The 23,155-nt window shown below is 58.9% G+C and carries 21 protein-coding genes and 3 riboswitches; of the genes, 13 read left to right on the top strand and 8 right to left on the bottom strand.

Annotated features, from left to right (window positions below; translation table 11 throughout):
• Positions 1 to 107 precede the first annotated feature (107 nt).
• A complete protein-coding gene (locus ACJJVH_RS32175; protein WP_412066484.1) occupies positions 108 to 1,028 on the top strand; it encodes an alpha/beta hydrolase in 921 nt (306 codons plus the stop codon).
• Here the strand turns inward: ACJJVH_RS32175 and ACJJVH_RS32170 are convergent, their stop codons facing one another.
• Both ACJJVH_RS32170 and ACJJVH_RS32165 read right to left on the bottom strand, forming a co-directional pair.
• Positions 1,029 to 2,195, bottom strand: a complete 1,167-nt coding sequence (locus ACJJVH_RS32170) for an ROK family protein (protein ID WP_412066483.1) — start codon at positions 2,193 to 2,195, stop codon at positions 1,029 to 1,031.
• Positions 2,196 to 2,404: 209 nt separating this feature from the next.
• On the bottom strand, positions 2,405 to 3,361 hold the full coding sequence (locus tag ACJJVH_RS32165) for a phytanoyl-CoA dioxygenase family protein (RefSeq protein WP_112794961.1): 957 nt from the start codon (positions 3,359 to 3,361) through the stop codon (positions 2,405 to 2,407).
• 347 nt (positions 3,362 to 3,708) lie between these two features.
• Here ACJJVH_RS32165 and ACJJVH_RS32160 point away from each other — a divergent pair, with 347 nt between their 5' ends.
• Positions 3,709 to 4,605 (top strand): helix-turn-helix domain-containing protein, encoded by an 897-nt coding sequence (locus tag ACJJVH_RS32160; RefSeq protein ID WP_412066482.1) that lies wholly within the window; start codon positions 3,709 to 3,711, stop codon positions 4,603 to 4,605.
• A gap of 12 nt (positions 4,606 to 4,617) precedes the next feature.
• Here the strand turns inward: ACJJVH_RS32160 and ACJJVH_RS32155 are convergent, their stop codons facing one another.
• The 3 genes from ACJJVH_RS32155 to ACJJVH_RS32145 form a co-directional block, all read right to left on the bottom strand.
• Positions 4,618 to 4,860: a hypothetical protein gene (locus ACJJVH_RS32155; RefSeq protein ID WP_113423404.1), complete on the bottom strand. Its 243-nt coding sequence runs from the start codon at positions 4,858 to 4,860 to the stop codon at positions 4,618 to 4,620.
• Positions 4,861 to 5,008: 148 nt separating this feature from the next.
• Positions 5,009 to 6,007 (bottom strand): FCD domain-containing protein, encoded by a 999-nt coding sequence (locus ACJJVH_RS32150; RefSeq protein ID WP_412066481.1) that lies wholly within the window; start codon positions 6,005 to 6,007, stop codon positions 5,009 to 5,011.
• Positions 6,008 to 6,418: 411 nt separating this feature from the next.
• The gene (locus ACJJVH_RS32145; RefSeq protein WP_412066480.1) at positions 6,419 to 7,192 is read right to left on the bottom strand and encodes an SDR family oxidoreductase; all 774 of its coding nucleotides are present in this window, start codon (positions 7,190 to 7,192) and stop codon (positions 6,419 to 6,421) included.
• Positions 7,193 to 7,461: 269 nt separating this feature from the next.
• Here ACJJVH_RS32145 and ACJJVH_RS32140 point away from each other — a divergent pair, with 269 nt between their 5' ends.
• The 11 genes from ACJJVH_RS32140 (at position 7,462) to ACJJVH_RS32090 (ending at position 18,646) form a co-directional block, all read left to right on the top strand.
• Positions 7,462 to 8,241, top strand: coding sequence for an SDR family NAD(P)-dependent oxidoreductase (locus ACJJVH_RS32140; protein WP_113451494.1), 780 nt, complete (start codon positions 7,462 to 7,464; stop codon positions 8,239 to 8,241).
• 118 nt (positions 8,242 to 8,359) lie between these two features.
• Positions 8,360 to 9,241, top strand: a complete 882-nt coding sequence (locus ACJJVH_RS32135; RefSeq protein ID WP_412066479.1) for a sugar phosphate isomerase/epimerase family protein — start codon at positions 8,360 to 8,362, stop codon at positions 9,239 to 9,241.
• Between the two features lie 137 nt (positions 9,242 to 9,378).
• Positions 9,379 to 10,080 carry a deoxyribose-phosphate aldolase gene (gene deoC, locus ACJJVH_RS32130; RefSeq protein WP_162761019.1) on the top strand — a complete coding sequence of 234 codons (702 nt, stop codon included), beginning with the start codon at positions 9,379 to 9,381 and terminating at the stop codon, positions 10,078 to 10,080.
• A 21-nt stretch (positions 10,081 to 10,101) separates the two neighbouring features.
• A complete protein-coding gene (locus ACJJVH_RS32125) occupies positions 10,102 to 10,947 on the top strand; it encodes a sugar phosphate isomerase/epimerase family protein (RefSeq protein WP_412066478.1) in 846 nt (281 codons plus the stop codon).
• A 14-nt stretch (positions 10,948 to 10,961) separates the two neighbouring features.
• Entirely contained in the window at positions 10,962 to 11,747 is a 786-nt protein-coding gene (locus ACJJVH_RS32120) for an SDR family oxidoreductase (RefSeq protein WP_113451497.1), read from the top strand.
• 196 nt (positions 11,748 to 11,943) lie between these two features.
• The gene (locus ACJJVH_RS32115; protein ID WP_412066477.1) at positions 11,944 to 12,492 is read left to right on the top strand and encodes a hypothetical protein; all 549 of its coding nucleotides are present in this window, start codon (positions 11,944 to 11,946) and stop codon (positions 12,490 to 12,492) included.
• A gap of 259 nt (positions 12,493 to 12,751) precedes the next feature.
• Positions 12,752 to 14,032: an ABC transporter substrate-binding protein gene (locus ACJJVH_RS32110; protein ID WP_162703906.1), complete on the top strand. Its 1,281-nt coding sequence runs from the start codon at positions 12,752 to 12,754 to the stop codon at positions 14,030 to 14,032.
• A gap of 113 nt (positions 14,033 to 14,145) precedes the next feature.
• Positions 14,146 to 14,985 (top strand): carbohydrate ABC transporter permease, encoded by an 840-nt coding sequence (locus tag ACJJVH_RS32105; RefSeq protein WP_412066960.1) that lies wholly within the window; start codon positions 14,146 to 14,148, stop codon positions 14,983 to 14,985.
• Between the two features lie 46 nt (positions 14,986 to 15,031).
• A complete protein-coding gene (locus tag ACJJVH_RS32100) occupies positions 15,032 to 15,913 on the top strand; it encodes a carbohydrate ABC transporter permease (protein WP_412066476.1) in 882 nt (293 codons plus the stop codon).
• Between the two features lie 5 nt (positions 15,914 to 15,918).
• Positions 15,919 to 17,064, top strand: a complete 1,146-nt coding sequence (locus ACJJVH_RS32095; RefSeq protein ID WP_412066475.1) for an ABC transporter ATP-binding protein — start codon at positions 15,919 to 15,921, stop codon at positions 17,062 to 17,064.
• A gap of 101 nt (positions 17,065 to 17,165) precedes the next feature.
• Positions 17,166 to 17,229: riboswitch (Fluoride riboswitch) on the top strand.
• A gap of 262 nt (positions 17,230 to 17,491) precedes the next feature.
• On the top strand, positions 17,492 to 18,646 hold the full coding sequence (locus ACJJVH_RS32090; protein ID WP_412066474.1) for an MFS transporter: 1,155 nt from the start codon (positions 17,492 to 17,494) through the stop codon (positions 18,644 to 18,646).
• A gap of 106 nt (positions 18,647 to 18,752) precedes the next feature.
• Here the strand turns inward: ACJJVH_RS32090 and ACJJVH_RS32085 are convergent, their stop codons facing one another.
• The 3 genes from ACJJVH_RS32085 to ACJJVH_RS32075 all read right to left on the bottom strand — a co-directional run bounded on the left by ACJJVH_RS32085 (position 18,753) and on the right by ACJJVH_RS32075 (position 22,945).
• Positions 18,753 to 19,640, bottom strand: coding sequence for an ABC transporter ATP-binding protein (locus ACJJVH_RS32085; protein ID WP_412066473.1), 888 nt, complete (start codon positions 19,638 to 19,640; stop codon positions 18,753 to 18,755).
• Between the two features lie 26 nt (positions 19,641 to 19,666).
• Positions 19,667 to 19,727, bottom strand: a riboswitch (Fluoride riboswitch).
• Between the two features lie 114 nt (positions 19,728 to 19,841).
• Positions 19,842 to 21,344, bottom strand: a complete 1,503-nt coding sequence (locus ACJJVH_RS32080; RefSeq protein ID WP_412066472.1) for a MutS-related protein — start codon at positions 21,342 to 21,344, stop codon at positions 19,842 to 19,844.
• Positions 21,341 to 22,945: a MutS-related protein gene (locus ACJJVH_RS32075; RefSeq protein WP_412066471.1), complete on the bottom strand. Its 1,605-nt coding sequence runs from the start codon at positions 22,943 to 22,945 to the stop codon at positions 21,341 to 21,343. The genes ACJJVH_RS32080 and ACJJVH_RS32075 overlap by 4 nt, the downstream gene beginning before the upstream one ends.
• 143 nt (positions 22,946 to 23,088) lie before the next feature.
• A riboswitch (Fluoride riboswitch) is annotated at positions 23,089 to 23,149 on the bottom strand.
• Positions 23,150 to 23,155 lie beyond the last annotated feature (6 nt).

Here is a 23,155-nt window from a genome sequence, read left to right as displayed (position 1 = left end):
AGTACTAAAATTCTTCTCCTATCCGCTGCCGCCTTGTTTCCTCCATGGTCTGCATATAGTCTTAGTCTAAGACTTGTGTCAAATTGTTAATGCGGGAGGAGACGAGAATGAGCGTGTATGACGAACTATCGCCGGATATGCAGGCCTTCGCCCGCTATCTCAAAAAGGCGGACGACCTGATCGCATCCGACGCAATCGAAGATGTACGGCTGGGGACACGACGGCTTCGCGATGAGGCAGGGCGCAGGATTCCAGCCGTTGATAATGTGGAGGAGGGAGCATTCGAGGGGATGCGCTTTCGCACGTATCGGCCGGCAACCGCGCCAGGCGTGCCGACCGTGATCTACCTCCACGGCGGCGCATGGAGCCATCTCGATATCGATGTCTACGACCCGATCATGCGGCAGGTCGCCGCCGATGGTCCGGTCAGGGTAATCGGTCTGGAATACCCGTTGGTTCCGGAGGTCCGCTTCCCAGCCAACATGGAGGCCTGCGTAAGGTTCGTCCGTCATGTGATGGCGCGCGAGCCGAATACACCGATTGTCCTGATGGGAGATTCGGCCGGAGCCAATCTCGCGATCGGCACGGCAATCCTCCTGCGTGATCGTTACAAGACCCAGCTTGCAGGGCTCGCGCTTATTTATGGCGGGTTCGATCTTGAAAACGAACGGGAGTCGGATTCACGCTACGGTGGCGGCGAGTTGCCAATGACCACAGAAGGCGTACGCGCCTCACAGGCATTCTATCTCGGGAAGGATGGTGATCCCGCAAACCCGCTCATAAGCCCCATCAAAGCTGACCTGCGGGGTCTGCCTCCGACATTCCTGTCCGTCGCCAGCCACGACAACCTGTACGACGAGAATATCGAGATGGCGCGGCAGCTCGGCTATGCCGGCGTAGCCGTGGAACTGAAAATCTATCCGCGAGCCATTCACGGCTTCCTGGAAGCCTGGAGTGTTACCGGTTCTCCGATAGCGAAGACCGCGCTCGAAGACCTCGCGCGGTTCTCGGTGAGCCGGGGACGGTGATCAGGCCGCGACCGAGCTGAATGCGGGAAGAAGAAACAGATCCTCGCGAATGAGGGCCGCCGCTCCGACCGCGGGCAGGCGTTGTCCGGGGCCGTCGACGACGATCGGCGGCACCGACAATCCGGGAATGAACTTCGCCTGCAGCCGTTCGGCCACTTTATCGGCGACCTTGGGATAGAGCACCGACAGCGGTCCCGACACGACGATAACGGCGGGGTCGAGAAGATAGATTGCGTTCAGGAGCGCCGCTGCGAGCCTGTCCGACCATATGGACAGCACCTCAAGCAGCTCCGTATCAGGTTCCGCGATCGCTGCCAGGGCATTGAGGGCATCCTCGGGGTCTTTGGCTGCGCCGATAAACTTGGCGAAGTGTGCATAGCCCGCACCTTCCTGAAACGTCTTGCCGCTCTGGGAGAGCTCATCCGACAGACGCATCAGGCCGATCTCTCCGGCAACCCCGTGTGCGCCCCGATCCACGATTCCGTTTCGAACAACCGCGCTGCCGATACCGCTTGCCAGCACGAGAACGAGAAGGCTTTCCTTCTCCCGTTCCGGCAGCGGTTCGGAGATAAGGAACGCCGTCGCGGCTGCGTCGTTGCAGCATTTGATTACCCAACCACTTGGCATCGCGGCGGTCAGCATTACCGTCAGATCGACGTCGTTCCACGAACGAACGGGCGGGATAAAGACCTTGCCTGCGGGTGTGACGATACCAGAAACCGACATGCCGAGGCCGTAGACATCTGAATCGGCCAGGCGGCTTTCCCGAAGCATCGCATCGACGATGGATTTCACTCTTTCGACGACGTCTTCGGCAGGCATTTCCGAGATCTTGATGGGTACGTTCACGCGCCTGACGATCGCGAGCGAGAAATCGCACAAGACCGCCAGCAGGTGCTCCGGCGTGACCTCGACACCGACGAAAAATGCGCCGTTGGAATTAAGGGAAAGGACGTTGCCGGGACGGCCTCGATAGCCTCCGCCCTGCTCGACACCGGCTTCGACCACCAAGCCGGCATCCATCAATTCACCCACTGCATAGCCGACCGTCGTTTTGGTGACGCCAAGCTCCCTGGCAAGGTCGGCCTTTGATTGCGGACCTTTGTCGCGAAGCAGGCGAAGGCACTTCTGGGAATTGACATGGCGAAGGAGGCGCGTGGTCGTCATTGATCGATTTTGGTCCTTTCGAATATCGGTCGATGCGTATCGTCGCATGCCCGATAGATCGCGATGCTATCAGACTCCAGCGGTACGGATAAGATAGTTTTTCTCTGAGACAAATTAAGGCAAGTGAAATTCGCTGCCCACGAAAAAAGGGCTCCACCAATGGGAGCCCGATGTTGGTCCTTGCTAAACAATCTTTCCACTGCAACGGGTTAGGCGTTCCAGCTTTTCGAGCCCAGCAGCTTCTCGCCGAGCGGCGTAAGCTCTGCGGTCTTGCCGTGACGCTTTTCCAGGCCACGCGGATCACCGACGAAGCCGGCGCGCGCAATCGGGGTGCGCTCTCTCCAGGAGCGAATGCGGGCTTCACGCTCCACCAGGTCGTGCTCGTCGGCAGGAAACATGGAAATGTACTGCGCCATGCGCACCTTGTTTTCCGACGTGTTGGGTGCAACCCCGTGGGCGAGGAGGGAGTTGAAGATCATGAGATCGCCGGGGAAGAGTTCCAGCTTGACCGCCTTGTCCTCGATGCCAGCCATGTTGGGGCGATGGGGGTCACGGTCGGCAGGCTGGGTCTTCACCCACTCGTCGAAATGCTCGAACAGATACGGGACGCACTGGAAGCCGCCGATATCGCCGCCGTCCTGGTGGACGAGCGAAAGTACGCCCTGAACGGCGATCGGCAGAGGGTCGAGCGACGTATCGGCGTCCCAGTGGATGAAGCCGGGAGAGGCGCGCTTGCCCCTGTTCGGGGTGTTCAGGTTCGCGCGGTCGATCGACACCCAAAGGTCTTCCATATCCCAGATGTCTACGAACGCGTCGTAGATGCGCGGCTCCATACGGTTATTCCAGAGCAGCTGGTGGTGATAGACCTCCACCATGCCCGTATTGGCGACAGCGCCGTCGGGAACCGGATTGCGCGAAGCGACGTCCCATGTGGACGGGTCGTCGGGGTCCTTCTCCTCGAACTCCCAGAGCATCGCCTTGAGGCGCTCGACATTCTCCTTGGGGACGGCGTTGCGGACGATGACGTAGCCGGACCTTTGCCAGTGGTCGAAATCGGCCTGGGACAGGACGCGCAAGGGCAGCTTCTTCTTGATCTGGTGGAGCGGCGTTGTGGCGCGGCTCGATGTCGGGTGGTCGTCCTTGTTGATATCGGTAGCGTGGGTCATCGTTTCTCCTCCGTGGTTGCCAGTCTCCAACTGGCATTCGAGAACGATATCCGAGGCCTTGGCCGCCATGTTGTAGCGTCGTGTTGAATAATGATACTATTGTCGCGTCTATCCGGCTTTGGACGTCACATCGGGGGTACTGGAGCATCGTCTGACGAACGCCCTTTCAACCCAGCCCGTGGCGCGTATCGACATTTCCCTCGACAACGACGCAAGCCGCTGTTTCGCAAGCTTTGCCTTGAACCCGAGCGAAAACCACTATCCCCAACACCGCTTATAGCGCTAAACTGACAAGGGCCGGGGCCAGAAATTGCGCCGGAGCTTATCGTTTTGGGGATGGATACCTCATGAAGCCGTTTCTGGAAAAGGTGGTTGTCGCCGATGATTCTTCATGGTCGATGGTCCGGGCGCTCAGGCATTCCAACGTGCCGTTCGAATGGCATCACCATCCGGAATTCGAACTCACACTTACGACGAATTCGCGCGGCCATCGTTTCATCGGGGACCATGTCGGGACGTATGACGACGGTGATCTGGTCCTGCTCGGACCACACCTTCCGCATACCTGGTCGTCGTCAAGCAAGATCGACGACGACCAGCCTCACAACGTGATGGTGATCTGGTTTCGGCCCGAATGGGCGCGGGGGCTGACGGAGCTTCTGACCGAACTGAAGCCGATCGGCGCAATGCTGGAGCGATCCTCCCGTGGTCTGCGGTTTTCACCGCAAGCGGCCGACCGGGTTCGCGCTTCGATCGAGGCCATTTTCGACAAGAAGCCCGCCGATCGTCTTCTGGACCTTATGGCCATCCTTCTTTCGCTTGCCACGGATGACGGCGCGGCCCCGCTCAGCGCGCCGAACAAGACGCCGTTGGCAACCGAAGCGCCGGGTTCAAGAATCGATCGGGTACTGGAACACGTCCACAAGAATTACCGGGATGAGATCAGGGTCGCCGAGCTGAAGGAAATCGCCGCGCTCAGCGCTTCGGCATTCCATCGCATGTTTATGCGGCATACCCGCCTGACGCTCAGCGAATATGTCATGCGGCTTCGGATCGGCGAAGCCTGCGGCGAGCTGATCGCGGGAGACCGGCCCATTGCATCGATCGCCGAGGCCGTGGGTTACCGCTCGCTTGCCAACTTCGGAAGGCAGTTCAAGTCTCTGAAAGGGCAGACCCCGCGAGAGTACCGACAGCGTTTCAACGTAGCGCCGGCAGGGCAATCTAGCCGGTCACGAGAGTTCTAACCCGATAGACGACTAGGAGCCGGGAATGGCATTCGTGTCGAGAGCGCCGGCGATCTTCTCCATCGAAGCCTTGCAGCGCTTGCAGTTGCGACCGGAGTAACAGGGGCTGACCGCCTCGTCGTCTTGGCCGAGGCGCCCTTCGACAAAGCGGGCGGCATCGGCATCGACGGGATGATGGTCCGATCCACAGGGGCCGCGCCGTTCTCCACGATTGGCCAGTTCGACCCCCGATCCATAACGTCCACTATCGCACATATCCGTCCTCCCAAAGACCATGGCATGGGTTCAGGATATGGACTTGCACGAAACCGTGTTGTCCCGGTTTCTCTCATTCTGATACTATTGTCGCGTTCCCTGCGGCATCAGGGCTCCAATCGGAAAAGTGTTCGCCGTCGAGGTCAGGTCACGCGAAGAAGCTCGCCGGTTCCGTCGCCCCCTCGTGGCGAACCATTTCGGCGCGCGCAACGACGCCAGCGACCGAGCTTCTGATGTGGGCGCGCATGGCAGCTTCCGCCTTGGCGGGGTCCCCCAGCCGGATCGCGGCAAAGACGGCGGCATGTTCGTCGAAGAACGCTTCCCGAGGCGGCTTCTCGACTTTTGTCCCGACGGTGTGCTTTGAGAGAGTGAGCAGGCAATGTGTTGGCTGCAGAGCCTTGGCGAGTTCTCGATTGCTGGTGCGCTGCACGCAAGTCACATGCAGATCGACTTCAAGGTCATACATCTCGGTGGCGGAAATTGCCGGATAACGGCTCGCTCCGTCGGCCAGACGAGCGCTCATGGCGGCAACCTCGTCGTCCGGGAGCCTTTCCAGCGCGCCAGCGAGAGCGACGGGTTCGAGATGCTCGCGCAGTTCGTAGAGTTCGAGGATGCGTCGCTCGTCCAGCGGGACGACCGACCACCGCGAGGCCTCGTCCTTCTCGATCATCCCAAGTGTTTCCAATCTGGAAAGGACATCTCGGGCAACAGTGCGGCCGACGCCATAGTGCCGTGCGAGTTCGTGCTCGTTGATCCGCGTTCGGCCGAAGAAGGAACGGTGGACCACTTTTTGCTCGACGTCGTCGTAAAGCGTCTGCCAGGCGAAATTGATGCGGGGCTCGTGAAGGATCGAGAGACGGGCCAGTGATTGCGCAAGCGGGGCACGGATCGGCTCCACACCGGATGGCCCAACGATATAGCCATGGGCTCCGGCGCGATGCATGAGGCCATCCGCCATCAATTCCTGCAAGGCGCTTCGCACCGGTACGCGGCTGGAGCCCACAAGCTGCGCCAGCGGGACCTCCGTCAAAACGGTGCCGGGCTCGATATCCCCGTTTACGATCGCTTCCCTGAGGCTTCGGCTTAGCTTTTCAGCCAACGTCTGTTTGCGCTGCAATTCGGAGCCCATGCCCTTTCGATCGTCCATGAGCGCAATTGTAACGTCCTCGGCTCGGCGTGTCGACTATCGATGCCCGGCCCTGCGGTACGGTCGCCCGCCCATCGAATGATGTGGCTGACGGGGACTTGCCGGCTCTTATGCCAAGGGCGGAAGTCCCTCGGGTATATTCCGGAAGCGAACCGGACGCAGGAACCTGCGGATCGATAACGTCGCCAGTCCGTATGGCGGCGCGAGCCTCGATCTCATCCGCGATCGCAATCAGGAGCGCCGCACGGCTTGCCCTTAGGCTGTAACCGATAGACGGAAGGCGTCCTCCGTCGCCGCGCAAAACCGATCGGCGCGCTCGACGCCGGCTCATTCTGGAAGGCCGCGCCTCCACCGATCCAGGTCCCTGCTATCAGGTGCCTTAAAGGTCATGCGTTTCTCATTGCGTCGTTGTCAGCGCGACCCAGCGCCAATCGATCGATCGAGGTGGGTGTAGCCGCCGTCCGGGAATATCCATTGGCCCGTGGTGTGGTTCGAGCGATCCGACAGCAGGAATGCGCAGGCGTCACCGATCTCGCGGGCCTCCGTCATGCGCCGTCCAAGCGGAATACGGCCGGTGATTTCCTTCAGTGCCGCTTCTGGGTCGGACATCGTGTCGAGCCAGCGGCGATAAAGCGGCGTCATCACTTCGGCGACAACGATCGCGTTCACACGGACCTTGTGCGGAAGGAACTCCACAGCCCATTCGCGCGTCATTCCCAACTGCGCTGCCTTGGCTGCAATGTAGGCGGAGGTGCCGCCTTGACCGGTCAGTGCCGTCTTGGACGAGATGTTGACGATCGCTCCCTGCGTTGCCCGGAGGTCATCTGCGAGCAGATGGACTATCGTGTAGTAGTGGACAAGGTTCTGATCCAGGCTGGCCCGAAAAGCGGCCGGTCCCTTGTCAATTCCGACGCCGTCATTCGCCCCGGCGTTGTTTACCAGGCCATGGATCAAACCATGCCGCTCCCTGATCGCGCCGACCGCGGCGCGGCAGGCGTCGTCATTCGAAAGCTCGGCCTGTTGAAAGTCCGCTCCGGTCGCCGAAAGCCATTCTTGAGCCGGCCGACGCCGTGCGAGAACCACGGGCTTTGCTCCTTCCTCTGCCAGGACTTCGCAGATTGCGGCTCCGATGCCGGAACCGCCGCCGGTCACGACGACGACTTTGCCCTGAAGATGTAAATCCATCACTTCGCTCCTGTAGTCTGTCCTGAAAATCGGCAGGCTAGTTTCGCCTGCGGATCATTTGGTCAGCTCGTAAAACCGGATCGCGGCTCCGACCATAATCTGCCGTCGAAACCGATCCTGAAATTGATTATTGCGTGCATTATACAGAAGCGCTTGCGCAGTCAACATTTTAACGCTAAATCTAGCGCCGACCACCGAGTTTAGCGCTCCACAAGGCGTCCTCGGAATCAGGTATCGATCACACGAAATAGGAGGATGTGCTCGTGGCGATGATGGACCTCGATCTAACAGGCAAGACTGCGCTGATCACCGCATCGGTAACCGGGATCGGCCTTGCCACCGCGCAGGGTCTGACGGCGCGCGGCGCGAAGGTTTGGATTAACGGAAGAAATGAGGACCGGCTGGCAAAGGCGGCGGACGAGGTGCGTGAACGCGTCCCCGGCGCCGAGGTGATGACGGTTCAGGCGGACGTCGCGACGGCGGAGGGGTGCCGGAAAGTCATCGATACCGTGAAGGACATCGACATCCTGATCAACATGGCCGGCGGCACGAGCAATCTCGTCCCCTTTACACAATTGACCGACGAGGACTGGCAATTCCAGTGGGACTTCAACGTCATGAGCGGCGTGCGCCTGACGCGCCACTATGCTCCGCTGCTGAAAAAGAAGGACTTCGGCAGGATCATTTTCATGACCAGCGAGTCGGGTCTCGTCAGCACGCCTGTCCTGGTCGATTACGGAGTTTGCAAGGCCGCGGTCATTCGTCTGTCCCGAAGCATCGCCGAAGAGTTTCACCGGACCAACGTTACCGTCAATTGCGTTGCTCCCGGCGGCACGATCAGCGAATGGGTTTACCGCGAGGCCAAGGGCATGTCTCTTGAAGAGTTCGAGAAGCGCCACTTCGAAGTCAACGAGCCGACATCGCTGCTGGGCCGTTTTGCCGAAGCGGACGAAGTCGCCAACATGATCGTCTATCTTTGCTGCCCCGCGTCGAACGCGACCCGCGGCGCGCTGCTGCGTGTCGAAGGCGGTGCGGTGCGCACGGACTGATACCCGCGTCAGCTGCCGAAGGGGGGCTTGGCGCCGCGCGTATCAACGACGCACGGCCGAGCCACCTAGTGGCGAACGAGCCGGCGCAGACGCTGGCAGAACAATGGAACCGTGTACGATGAGACTCGCAATCCACTCCTTCGTATGGACCGATGGTCAAGATCAGGAAAGCCTTGAAATGGTGATGGAAAAGGCTGTCGCGACCGGCTACAGCCTGATCGAATTCCCAGGCGTCGACCGCAGCAAGATCAATGTAGATCGCATCGCGAAACGCGCCGATGAACTCGGTCTCGGTGTTCTCGCTTCGGCGGGTCTTGCGCCCGAATACGACCTGACAAGCGAAGACCCCGACGTGGTCCGCCGGGGCGAGGCGTTCCTTTACGAGGCGGTCAGCGTCGCCCGCGATCTCGGCAGTCCGCAGATGAGCGGACCGATGTTTTCCGCCCATCAGAAATTCAAGACGATGCCAACCCGCTGTGGATGGGACACCAGCGTCGGCGTCCTCCAGAAGGTTGCGGCGAAGGCGAAGGCGGCCGACGTCGCCCTCTGCCTCGAACTCGTGAACAGATACGAGACGAACCTGATCAACACGGTCCAGCAGGGGCTGGCCTACATCCGCGATACGGGTTCGGACAACATCTACCTGCACCTCGATACCTTCCACATGAACATGGAGGAGGAAGACCCCGCCCGGGCGATCCGTCTTGCCGGCGATCGCATCGGCTATTTCCACGTCGGTGAGAGCAATCGCGGCAATCTCGGCTCCGGCACGATCCGGTACGCTCCGATCTTCGATGCGCTGCTGGATATCGGCTACTCCAAAATCATCGGCATCGAGGCTTTCGCGAACGCCGGCTGCGGAGATTGGCTCAAGGCAATCTGCGCCGTCTGGCGGGAGAACTGGCGCGATGGCGACAATTTCGCGCGCACCTCCAGGATCTTCGTGGAGATGAAGATCAACGAGGCTGAGAGCCGGCGCAAGGCCTATCAGGCAGCCTGACGCTCAGTCGGCGCCGACCGGTGCGCCATTTCGTAGATCAACAGGTTCGCCCCTTGATTCGGACCGGGGAAGCGCATCAGCGGTCGCCTGGCACAAGCAGCCATACGCGTAAGGTCATGGCAAATCGGAGGAAAACTATGCTTACAGTCGATACCCTCGCTTCCATGATCGATCACTCGATCATCGACCCGAACCATACAGAGGCGGATATGATCGCGGGCATCGAAACCGCGATCGAATACCGTGCAGGCAGGTTCACGACCCAGCCCTTTCGCGTGAAGGCCGCGAAGAAGAGGCTCGAAGGCAAGGGCATTGCCCTCCAGACCTATGTCGGCTTCCCGCATGGCAACGATCACACGGCGACGAAGATCCTGCAGGCGCAACAGGCGCTGGACGAAGGCGTCGATGAGCTCGACATGGTCATCAATATTTCCGCGTTTCTGTCGGGTGACGTCCGGTACGTCGAGGACGACGTTCGGGCAATCGTCAATCTGGCGAAGCCCTACCGCGTGACGGTCAAGGGAATCATCGAATGCTTCTACCTGACGCGCGAACAGCGGCTTGCCGCAGCACGAATCGTCGAAGCCGCCGGGGCAGATTTCGTGAAGACGTCGACCGGCCAGCGCGCCGACATGCAGGCGTCGATCGCGGAAGATGTCCGCGAGATGCGGTCGGTTCTCAAGCCGGAAACGATCATCAAAGCTTCAGGCGGATGCTTCAACCTCGATGCCATCCTTCTCTATTACCGGAACGGCGCGCGTCGCTTCGGGGCGTCCGAGACGGCCACCATCCTGAACGATTTCCGCGCTCGCACGGTCGCCGGCCTCATCATCGACTGATTACAGGAACTGGAGAATCTGATGTTTCGCTACAGCTGGTCGCAGGCTCTTTTCATTGACGAGACGCTGGAGGAGAGCCTCGAGCGTTTGAGCCGCTATGGATATGATGGGGTGGAGCTCCCGCTAATGTCGATGCTGCCGTCCGAGATAAAGAGCCGCCTGAACGCTCACGGGCTGAAGTGTACGTCCGTGAACGGCCGGTTCGTCGGCAGGGACCGGGACCTCTCCAGTTCGGATGACGATATCAGGTCGGCCGCCGTCTCGTATGTCAGATCATGTCTGCAGTTTGCCTCGCATATCGGAGCGCCTGTCGCGATCATCGTGCCGACGCGCATCGGTAAACTGAGCCCGGAGACTTCTCTGGCGCAGGAGTGGGACAATGTCGTCAGGAGTCTGGAGGAGATCGGCCGTATCGGCCAGGGGCTGGGCGTTACGGCGGTCATCGAATGCGTCAACCGGGCCGAGACATACCTTGCGAACCGTCTGGAGACCGCTCACCGCCTCGTCAAGGACTCAGGTTCTCCACACGTCGGGCTGATGGCCGATAGCTTCCATATGAACATCGAGGAAAACGATGTTCATGGGGCGCTCCGCTCCGTTGCGGGGCATCTCAAGCATGTCCATCTGGCCGACAACAACCGTACTGCTCCGGGTATGGGCCACCTGGACCTCGGACGTTTCCTCGAAACGCTCTTCGGCATTGGCTATCGCGGCGCTATCGCCATGGAATGTGATGTGCAGGCGCTTGACCGCTACGGGCGTAACGCGTTCACCTCCGATCCCGAGGTCTTCGATCGATATGCCGAAACAGCGATCTCCAACCTGAAGCGCATGGAAGCAGGCCTTCAGACCAAAGTCGCCGTGTGAGGGAGGGAGAGACAATGGCCACGAAAAATCGCACAGCAATCGTAACGGGAGCCGCACAGGGGATCGGCCGCGGCATCGCGCTTCGTCTGGCGAAGGACGGTCTTTCGGTCACACTGGCCGACTTGCCATCCAGCCTGACGAAACTGAATGCCGTCCGCGCCGAGATGGAGGGCGCTGGCGGCAGATGCCGCATCTCCACTGTAGACGTCACCAAAGCGGATGACGTCAATCGGATGGTTGCCGAGCATGTTGCCGACTTTGGCGGCATCGATGTCATGGTCGCGAACGCGGGTATCGCCATCACCGCTCATTTCGTGGATACGACGGCCGACGACATCGATCGTTCCATGGCGGTAAATGTGCGCGGAGTTTTCAATTGCTACAAGGCAGCCGCGGAGCAGATGATCAGGCAAGGGCGCGGCGGCCGGCTGATCGCGGCGGGTTCCGTCAGCGCACACAAGGGCGGCGAGTGGCAATGCGCATACGTCGCTTCGAAGTTCGCGGTACGCGGTTTCAATCAGACGGTCGCGCTGGAACTCGCGAAGCATGGGATCACCGCCAATATCTACAGCCCCGGAGCGACGCAGACACCGATGTACGATTCAATCGACGAGGTCGTGACACACACGGAAGGCACGCCTCGGGGCAGCGAACTTGCAAAGGTCGGCGCGAAGGTTCCGCTTGGCCGGCTCGCGCAACCTGAAGATATCGCCAAGGTCGTGTCATTCCTGGCTTCAGAGGATTCGGGTTACGTGACGGGCCAGTCGATTGTCGCCGACGGCGGCGTCTACTTCGTCTGATCCGGTGGGATCGTCAGGACAATCGTCAGCCGCAGCTAACCAAGCTCTTTCGCTGTTTCGTTGCTGGTGTAACGCTGAAGCATCGTATCGCTGCATCGCCGACATAGGTAGCAAGTGCTGGAAGACGAAACCGGCTGCCGAAATCGCGGATCTGGAAAAGGCGGTTTGACATGCATCGCCAAAGCGCGAGTTGCTGATGTTCCGCCATGGTGTCTGTCCGCACTTCGCGCCCATTGGCTTGAACGATATTGAACCTGTCGCGTCCGTAACCGATCCTCTGATTTTTGAGCTTCTGAAAACGACAATGATCACCCAACCAAGATTGACAGCCATATCTTTTTTGTTTAGCGTTAAAAACGGCAAATACAGGCAGTTTTCGGGTCGTATTGGGTCTGGATCGTGTGAAAGCGAGCAGTGCCGATATCACTCCGGAACGGGAGAAAGTGCGCCTTGTAATTGGTCGGTCTTGCAGGAACGGCGTCGTTTTGCGGTTCGCTCAAGTTCGCTTGCCAAGTCGAAATCCTCGACATCGGGAGGTTGTTGGATGGAAAATACCAAAACGAAAAAGCAGAACGAGGTGGGAGCTACAATATGCAGCACCCAAGGTTTGACCATTGCCGTCGGCGGCTGGTTTGCTCGCCTGGTTGATTACAGTCGTGTCCCTGGAGGGCTGGCAGGATTGTCGGGGCTGACCTTCCATTCGAAGATGCCGCGACCCGGACACCAGAGCCACATCGACATCTGACATGGAGCGGATGCCGGGGAGAGGCCGGCATCGAAGCAGGCGAGTTCCTGCAGAAGTGTTTCACATAATGTGCTTCAGGCCAACGGCGAGGTGACAATCGCCGAACGTGAAGCCGCGTCGAACTCTGCCGCGCTGCGGTTCAGAGAATGATCTCTTGCGCCTTTTTTACGGCCGAGAGCGCCCGTGATCCCTGAAACCCCGGGATCTGTTGCCTTTTAACCGGCCGTCGAGCGCGGCCATCTGGGAGGATGCAATGCGAATGAGATTTCTTGCGGTGGTCGCCGCAGCGCTTACCCTGCCGATGCTGTACGGCGGCGCGGCACTGGCAGCCGACGACAACAGTGTCGAGGTCCTTCATTTCAACACGTCCGGCAGCGAAGCGGCTTCGTTCTACAAGTTCAAGGACGCGTTCGAAAAGGCCGGCGGCAAGTGGATCGACTCTCCGGTCGCCGGTGGCGGTGGCGACGCGCACGATACGACGCTTCGCGCTCGTGTTCTCGCTGGAGATGCGCCCGGCGCAGCACTTCCGAAATGCCCGGAAGCGGCCCGCTGGTATGAGCAGGGCTATATCGCCAACATCGACGACGTTGCCGCCAAGGATAAGTGGGACGAACGGCTCCCCGAGCTCCTCAAGAATTTCGCCAAGGTCGACGGTCACTACGTTTGCGTACCGTACGATATCCATCGCCTGGACTGGCTTTGGGGTAACGCCGAGGTTCTGAAGTCCGCCGGCGTCGACAAGATGCCTGAAACGTGGGCCGAGTTTGACGAGGCGGCGAAGAAGATCCAGGCGGCCGGCAAGATCGTTCTCGCCCACGGTGGCCAGGAATGGCAGGACGGTACGACGTTCCAGACTGTCGCTCTGGCGATAGGCGGCGCGGACTACTTCCGTAAGCTCGCGAAGGGCGACCCCACCGCAATCGACAGCAAGACCACGCGCGAGATCTTCGACCGCATGCGGATTCTGTCCACCTATGTCGACCGTGGTGCTCCCGGCCGCGACTGGAACCTGGCTTCGGCGATGGTCACCAAAGGTGACGCAGCGTTCCAGATCATGGGCGACTGGGCGAAGGGGGAATTCCTGCAGGCGGGCAAGAAGATGGGTACCGATATCCTTTGCTCGCCGGTTCCGGGTGAAGTCGCCAACCGGCCCGGCATGGTGATGGTTTCGAATTCAATGGGTTTCTTCGTCAAGGAGAAGGGCAAGAACGATGCCACGACGGGACAGAAGCTCCTGGCATCGACCCTGCTGAATCCCGATGCGGAAATCGCCTATACAATGATCAAGGGCTCGGTTCCTTCGGTCAATGACGTGCCGCTCGACAAATACGATAGCTGCGCCCAGCGTTCGGCCGCTGATATCAAGGCGAACAACGAAGCCGGCACCCTTGTTGGCGACATGTGGACGATGACCCAGGGTGTATCTCCCTCTATCGATGCAGCAATTCGCCAGGTCTCCTCGCAGCACTTCAGCTCCAAGACGATGACATCCGACGAGGCTGTCCAGGCAATGCTCGACGCAGTCGAACTCGCGCAGTGATCATCTTAGGCGATCGCGACCCACGGTCGCGATCCGTTTCATGAAGGGAGGTCACAATGACCCGAAAAAGACTGGCGGCTCCATGGCGGGAATACGTCGCGCCCGTGATCGCGATGTCGCCATCGCTCATCACGCTCAGCGTCTTCGTCTATGGCTTCATCGCCTGGACTGTCCTCGTTTCGCTTTCGGCGTCGAAAATGGTTCCCGACTTCACCTTGGTTGGGCTCGAGAACTACTGGAAACTTTGGCGTTTCGGACCGTGGCGGCTGGCCGTCGGGAACTTCCTGGTATTCAGCGTTCTCTACGTAGCGATCGGTCTGGCATTAGGACTATTCCTTGCAATCCTCATCGACCAGCGTGTGCGCGCCGAGAGTCTCTGGCGCACCGTTTTCCTTTATCCGATCGCGTTGTCCTTCGTGGTTACCGGTGTGGTCTGGCGCTGGATCATGAACCCGACGATCGGTGTCGAGCGCTTTGTCCGCGATCTCGGTTTTCCGAACTTCGAGTTCGCGTGGATCAGTGACGAGCGCCTTGTCGTCTATACCCTGGTGATCGCCGGTCTCTGGCAGGTGGCAGGATTCGTGATGGTTCTGTTCCTTTCGGCATTGCGTGGCGTCGATGGCGAAATCATCAAGGCCGCGAGCCTCGATGGGGCCCGTCCTTGGCGGATCTATCTCTCGATCATCGTCCCATCGATCTGGCCCGTGTTCCTGTCCGCAGGTGCAATCCTTGTGGGTATGGCGCTCAAAACCTTCGACCTCGTAATTGTGATGACACAGCGCGGCCCCGGGAGTTCGTCCGAGTTCCCTGCGACGTTCATGTACGACATGGCCTTCAGGCGCAACCAGCTCGGGATCGGTTCCGCTTCCGCTGTGATGATCCTGGTCGCCGCGCTCATCATTGCCCTTCCAGCCCTACTCATTGGAGCGCCAGACCGTGACCGCAACAAATGATTTCTCTCAGCCGACCATCAGGCCGCTGGGGAAGAAAGCCAAAGCGATGACGAGCTCGGAACCTCGAACCGTCGAACAGGCGAGCCCTGTCGCCAGGCTGGTTCTCCATGCGGTCCTGTTGTCGCTCGCGCTTTTCTTCCTGGCTCCGCTTGCGCTGATGCTCATTACTTCGCTCAGGCCGACCGAAGACTTCCGGGGCCAGTCGATCATCAGCTGGCCGGGAACCTGGTCGCTCTATGCCTGGACGAAAGCGTGGGGAGAAGCCTGTATCGGGACGCGGTGTGTCGGCCTCAAGGCCTACTACATGAATTCGTTCATGATCGTTGTTCCCGCGGCGATCATCTCCACCGCGCTGGGTGCGATCAACGGCTTCACGTTGTCCAAGCTCAGGTTCCCGGGCAGCAACATGTTGTTCATCCTGATCGTCTTCGGCGTATTCATCCCATATCAGGCGATCCTGATCCCCGCCGCGCAACTGCTTGGGAAGCTGGGCCTGCTGAATACAATCTGGGGCCTGATCCTCGTTCAGTCTGTCTACGGCATTCCGATCTGCACGCTGTTCTTCCGCAACTATTACACCTCGATACCGGATGAGCTGATCAAGGCGGCCAAGATAGACGGAGCAGGGTACTGGACGATCTTCTTCAGTATCGTCCTGCCGTTGTCGCCTCCGATCATTGCGGTCACGCTCATCTGGCAGTTTACCGCGATCTGGAACGACTTCCTCTTTGGCGTAACGTTCTCCTCGGGCTCCAGTCAGCCTGTCATCGTCGCGCTGAACAATCTTGTCAACACCACCTTCGGCGTCAAGGAATACAACGTCGACATGGCTGGCACGATCATTACCGCACTTCCGACACTCGTGATCTACGTACTTGCGGGCAAGTACTTTGTCCGCGGGCTCACCGTCGGTTCCGTAAAAGGATGAAGTAAATGGGTTCGCTTTCAATCGTAGACGTTACGCGTTGCTATGGATCGTTCACCGCGCTCGACAAGGTCAGCGTCGAAGCAGGCCAGGGCGAGTTCCTCACGTTGCTGGGACCGTCAGGCTGCGGCAAGTCGACCTTGCTCGGCATCATCGCCGGGCTCGACTACCCGACGTCTGGCGAGATCAGAATTGACGGAACGGATGTCAGCGGCACGCTGGCGCGTGACCGCGACATCGCGATGATCTTTCAGTCCTATGCCCTCTACCCGACGATGACCGTTCGGAAGAACATTGAATTTGGGCTCAAGATTCGGAATGTACGGGCGCCGGAGCGTGCGAAGGCAATCCAGAATGTGGCCACGATGCTGCGCATCGACCATCTGCTCGATCGCAAGCCGTGGCAGCTTTCCGGCGGTCAGCGTCAGCGTGTTGCCATGGGGCGCGCGCTCGTGCGCAATCCCAAGCTGTTCTTGTTTGACGAGCCGCTTTCCAACCTCGACGCCCAGCTTCGCACCGAGATGCGCATCGAAATCAAGCGCCTTCATCAGAAGCTCGGCGCGACTATCGTCTACGTCACGCATGACCAGGTCGAGGCAATGACGATGTCGACGAAGATCGTTGTCATGAATGGTGGCAAGATCGTTCAAATCGGCACGCCGAACGATATCTACAATTCGCCGGCGGATCTGTTCGTGGCGAGGTTCGTCGGTTCTCCGGCAATGAATTTACTCGATGGCACCGTCGAAACCCACGGGAGCGCCCAGGTGCTCAAGGTATCGCCCAAACTCTCCATTCCGCTTCCGGACGGATATGCGGCCAACGGGCAGGCGGTGACCTTGGGTATCCGTCCGGAAAACATCACGATCGGCGAGGGACTGAACGAAGACAGCGTCGTCCTCGATGCGCGTGTTGACCTGGTCGAGCCGACAGGTGCCGATACCCTCGTCATCTTCGATGTCGGGGGGAAGGAAGTGACGGCGCGCACCGCACCGACCGCGAAGATCACCACCGGCCAGACTTTGAAATTCGGATTTTCGCAGGATAATTTCCATCTGTTCGACGCCAAGTCGGGCGTGCGCCTACAACAAAGCGTCGAGGCGCGCAGTGCTCGCCCGTCGCTTGCGGCGATGAACGCAGGCCGGTCTTTCTAGGCTATTCGGAGGTTTCCCGAATTGGCCACTCGCAAGAACTATTTAATGCGACTCCGGCAGATTCAGGAGGATTCCCGTTGTAATCTGCTGCGTAGATATTAACATGTGAGTGGGATGGAGTTCCCCTGTAACCGCCATAATCTGGCTGATGACTCCTGCTGCGAAGCTACGCGGCAGGATGCGCCCTGTCTGCCGCGAAGGTGGTTTTGACCAAAGCCCCTCGGCCACGCCACCATTCAGTTTCAAAGCAAAGTTGCCGGCAGGCCGCGGTCTGAGAACAACTCGGTTCGAAGCCTGCCGGCAATTTCAATCTGATAGAAAACGCAATGATTTTATAGCTCGAGTCGTATTTACAACAAACGAGGCTCCCATGCCTTTCCCCTCTCGATCCAAATCAGTTCGTGACGGTTCTTCGCAATATGTCGCCATGCGGTTTGTGCTGCTTGTCGGCGTCCTGAGCTTCTTTGCCGATTTCACCTATGAAAGCGCGCGCAGCATTCTGGGACCGTTCCTGCTGACGCTCGGCGCTACCGCAACTGCCATTGGCTTCATAAGCGGAGTGGGCGAATTGCTCGGCTATGGTCTGCGGCTTGTCTCGGGTCGATGGGCGGATGCTACCGGGAAATTCTGGCCGATTACCATCTTCGGGTATGTTGTGCAGATGGCGTCGGTGCCCGCTCTGGCCCTTTCCCATAGCGTTTGGCAGGCAGCGCTTCTCATCATTCTGGAAAGGGTGGGCAAGGCAATCCGCAATCCGCCTCGCGATGTCATGCTCTCGCACGCCGGCGCGCGCATCGGGCAATATGGTTTTGTATTCGGGATCCATGAGGCGATGGATCAATTCGGCGCCATGTGCGGTCCCCTGATCATCGCTGCGGTCATTGCGCATCGCGGAAGCTATCGAGAAGCATTCGCGATCCTCGTGATTCCGGCTGTCTTCAACCTGACCATGCTCATGCTTGCACGGCTTCTTTACCCGGATCCCGGCCCATTGGACGAACATAGTCTGTCGGCGAAGGGGCAGTTCCCCGGTGCTTTCTGGGTCTATCTTGCCGGAGCGGGATTGGTCGCGGCCGGCTTTGCCGACTATCCGGTCATAGCCTACCACTTTCAGGTCAGTGGGACGGTGACGGGACAGTGGATAGCAATCTTCTATGCGATCGCAATGGGAGTGAGTGGAACGGCATCCATGATTTTTGGCAGAATGTTCGACCACCATGGCTTTAAAATCCTTTTGCCGCTCACGATCGTCTGCGCCGCTTCCGCGCCGCTCGTCTTTCTAGGTAATTTCTGGATTGCCCTGCTAGGTGCTGGAATCTGGGGAATTGGAATGGGAGTGCATGAATCGATTATTCCGGCCGCCGTATCTCCCATGGTCGGGGAGGACAGAAGGGCATCGGCCTTCGGTCTTTTTACCGCCGGCTATGGCGTAGCCTGGTTCCTCGGCAGCGCGACCATCGGCTGGTTATACGACAAGAGCATTTCCGACGTCATAATCTTCTCGGCTCTATGTCAGGTTCTGGCGCTGCCGCTGCTTTGGCGGGTGAGCCGGTTTCACAAGTCGGTCATGTCCCGGACATGAGGCAACCATTTGCCGCCTTCCAAGCAATGAATCTCGGTGCTGCGAGAACAGTCTGGGATGCAGCACGAGCGAAACCCCGCACCGCAGCTCAGGTTCTGCTATCCGGCTAGCTGGCTCGAAGCGTTCTTGGTCTGGCGTTCAGGAATGCTTTTACCCAGGGATGGGGAGATTTATGCAGGAAGCGCGGTTCGCAAAGCGTGACAATCTCGCCGTCAAACAATGCTGCCGCGCGATCGCAGATCTCGAAAAGCGTATCGACGTCATGAGTGACAAGAATGACGGCAATGTTCTGAACTCGGGCCATGTCATGGATAAGGGAGTCGATCTGTTCCGCCATAATCACGTCAAGCCCGGTAGTTGGTTCATCGAGCAGCAGCAGTTCGGGATCGGTGGCGATCGCCCGTGCAAGGCCGGCGCGCTTTGCCATGCCGCCGGACAGTTCACCCGGAAGCCTGTCGGCTACGTCTGCCGGCAGGCCGGCCGCAGCGATCTTCACATCCGCAATCTCATGCAGAAGATCGTCCGGCAGTCCGCTGAGATGCCTGAGCGGGACTGCGACATTCTCCCGCACAGTCAATGTTGAAAAGAGCGCATTGTGCTGGAAAAGTACCCCGCAACGTGATGCGATCCTGCGCAACTCCGCATCCCGGGCAGAGTAAATGTCGGTGCCGAACATCTCAACGATCCCGTCGTCGGGTGGCAGCAGCCCCATGATGCATTTGAGGAGCAGAGATTTGCCCGACCCGGAGTTGCCAACGATGCCGACGATTTCTCCCCGATCGACAGAAAGGTCGATGCCGCGATGAAGCGGTCTGCCTGCGATGGAGGTGCGAAGCTCATGCAGCCGCAGGACGGACGGGCTGCGGTCGCCGCCGTTCAGGCGCGAAGGTTCCGTAAATTTCCTCCCTCGGTCCCGCAGGGACGAACAGACGGTATCCTGTGGATCGAAGTTTCCTGACAACGTCTCCGGAGTGTTGGCAATCTCATATTCCATGACTTCTCCCACCGTTCCATCGGGTTGAACTGGCAGGGGTCATCAGCCATGACGGCGGTTGAGGGAGACACCATTCCCTTTCGATTGACGATCATGCGGGCCATGAGCCGAACGTGGCCGGCAATTCCCCTGACCCGCGAGGCGTAAGAGCTATCGGATCAAGTTTTCGGTAGACTGCGCAAACGTCAGGGGAGGCTTACGTTAGCCGGCATCCTGAGGGACCTTGAAGATTCGCTCATAGAGGTCGACGCCATAACTCTGCGACAGCGGCCTGGCTTCGTTAAGCTGAAAGCTTCTGCTGCCATCTTCACGGCGCTCGGCACGCAGGAAAAGCACATGCGGGTCGTCGATGAAGGCCCGGGCGAACTCGTACATATGCGAGACGAAAAAGACCGTGACGGCGTTCTCGCGCAATGCGGCCACGATCTGCTTCGCGATCTCGGATCCTTCCTCCTCGTGAGTGGCAGCGAAAGACTCGTTGAATAGAACGATCGCTTTGCGATGCATTCGATCGGCGATCCCGCTCATACGCACCAGCTCTTCGTCGAACTTGCCGCTGCGCATCGAGCGATCCTCCTGCCGCTTGAAATGGGTAAAAAGCCCGCTGTGCAACGAGGATTCGAAGGCGTCGGCGGTAACAAACATCCCGCATTGGAGCATCAATTGCGCGAGCCCGACGCTGCGCAAGAAGGTCGATTTTCCGCCGCGGTTGGCTCCCATGATGATGACGAGAGGCCTGTCATCCGCAATTATGCTATTGCCGACCGGAGGCCGTTTCATCGTCAGCGCGAGACAGACATCCCGCAGATTGCGGCAATTGAATATGCCGTCCTTGTTCTTCGGTACTGGAAAAGCGACACTTTCCCCGATCTCTTCAAGATGCTCCCACAAGTTGAGGCAGCCGATATAGAAGGCCAGTTCGGCACGAAACGCGCCGATGAAACTCAACACATGCCTAGCTGACTGGTAGACGGCATCCGAAATCAGGCCGAGGCCTCTTCCCTGCAGTTCGCCAAAGGCCTGCGCTCCGGCATCATCCCGTGGTTGCAGCTGGAGTGTATAGCTCTGGGCACCGGGCGTAAACGCTCGGCGAACCCAGCTCAGGTCACGCTTCTGCGGCTTGCGAAGCATCGTTTCAACCGCCTTGCCGCCGCCGCCGACATGCGCGCTGAGAAGAAGACCGCTTTTGAATGTCAGGTTATCGAGATCCGCACGGGCGGCGGCCAGATAGTCGTTGTCGAGATCGCGCTCCAGTGTTGCAAAGAGCTGCCGAAAGCCGCGTGACGTAAAGCGATGGGCGCTTGCCGAGCAGATGTCGCGAAGGCGCCCAAGGATATCGAGGCAGCTTTGCAGCGTTCTCACGCCGCTGCCAACCATCGAAGAGGGGTCCCGGCCGTAAAGGCTGAAGCTCCAGCTATGCTCGCGATTCAGCGGCTCTATGGCGAGCTGGTAAAATCGACGCACGGTTGCCGCGTTTGCGATGCAATCTTTCATGATGTCCTGGCGGTAGAGGATGGTCGGAACGTCATTCGTCCATGCCTCAAGGCACGCTGCCGCCATGATGTCGTGGACGTAGGCGTCGTCTTTCGCGGCGGCAGCGAGAAGCACCTCCAGCTCTATGTCCTGCGCAAATTCAATAGGCTTGTCTTTCGACGGCACCTTCGCCGCAAAGCCTTGATCTGGATGCATCAGAAAGGTCTTCATGGCAATATGCGCCCTTTCAATTGCTCGTAGGTCACACCCCGCTTTTGAGCGAGCGAGAGCGCATAGGCGAGACCATCGGCGGCCTTTCTGACGATCTTGAAGGTGCGGTGTGCCGGATCCTTTTCGTCGACGGTGCTCACCATGCTGACCGTCTGTTCGCCGAGCCTGGACAGGCGATCGATAAAGGTCACGCAAACCCCAACGGCATCGGTCGATAGGATCATCTTCAGAATATTCGTGCTGAGGAATATTTGGTCATCAAGGCTGGTTGAATTGAAGATTTCATTGAGGATGACCACGCTTTCACCTGTCATTGCCTCGCAAGTTTGATGAAGCCGCACCAGCTCGTCCTCGAGCTTGCCGCGAAGATTGGATATGTCCTCCTCCCGCTCGAAATGGGTGAAGATCCGATCCGGCAAGAACAGCCGCGCGCGACGTCCCGGGACCGGGCAACCAAGGCTCGCCAGGAAATGCAACTGGCCGAACATTCGGGCAAACGTTGTTTTTCCTCCTTGGTTCGGACCGGACACCACGATCAGCCTCTCCGCACCATCGAGATTGAAATCGTTGCAGACGATCGTCCCCCGCTCTTGCAGCAGCTTCCGCGCCAGCGCGAGATCAAAGCTGTCGAGGGCTTCGGACGTCTTTGACGAGGTCGAAATATCAGGAAGGCAAAATGGCAGGCCGGCTCGTCTGAGAGGCTCGATATATGCCAGATAGGAGACGTAGAAACCGATCTCCCGATCAAACCGAGCGATAGTGGGATCTACGAACCCGGCGTGGTGCACGACATATTGCTCGAGGCGGTCGAATTCCCGTTGAAAGAGACGGCTCACAAATTCGAGAATGCCAGCCTCGATATGGTTCAGGCTGAAGTCATTCTTAACGGGATTCACTTCGGTCGGCTTGATGTCTGTCTCTCTGAAGCGTGCGAAGCGCTCCAGGATCGTTACGGTATAATCCGGTTCCCCGGCATACTGGCGCACAGTTACGGCGTCGCCACGGAACAACATCCCATAGCTGCAATTCGCCAGTGTCGTGCGCAGATCCCGAGTTTCGCGTGCTAGCTCCTTGAACAGGCCGGAGCTGGTATAGGTGCGAATGTAGCTTTGCAGATGCTTTAGCCCGATCGACGCTATCTCAACTTTCTGAAGGTGCCAGAGGAGGGAGAGGATGGCCTCGCAATAGGTCTGTGCTGCTCGTAAAATGACGGTGTTTCTGTGGGATTTCTGGGAGATCTGTTCAGCATACGCCAAGTCGGCTCGCACCGAACGCATGGCGTCGCAGAACGGCGGGAATGCGGCATAGGTCTCGGGCTGCTCGAGATCGGCAAAGACTGCCTGCCTATAACGGACGATTTCTTCGCTCCGATGAGCAGAGTAGAATATCGGCCGCAAGATTTCCTCGTCTCTGTTCTCCACTATGGAACCGACGATCTGATCGAGATTCAAATCGACGAAGCAGATTGGTTCGCTCGCCTCATCAACTCCCATATTTTCCAGATGAGAGGGAAAAAGAATGCTGCGGAAGGTCTCGGCTTCAAAGGGACCAGGCGCAACGGTGGCGGGCTCGCTGAACGTTGAGTATTCGCGGAGAGTCATTCGACAGCCCTCCATCCCGATGCAAGGAAATCGTGGTTTACGACACCGCAAGGCATCGATGGATCAGGCGTACAAGATCGGAAAACGTCGTGATTTGCGTTCATGAGTTCCTGCCCTGGCGCCGGATGTGGCGCCTTTAATCAAGTGTGGCAGGAGTCATCAGCTAGTAAGGCGTGAACGGGGGACTCCATCCCCATGGCTTAGAGGTAG

The sequence above is a fragment of the Rhizobium sp. SYY.PMSO genome (assembly GCF_046840415.1).
Lineage (GTDB): Bacteria > Pseudomonadota > Alphaproteobacteria > Rhizobiales > Rhizobiaceae > Rhizobium.
The sequence above is the reverse complement of the archived record's forward strand: the minus strand, read 5'-3'. Positions and strand labels throughout refer to the sequence as shown.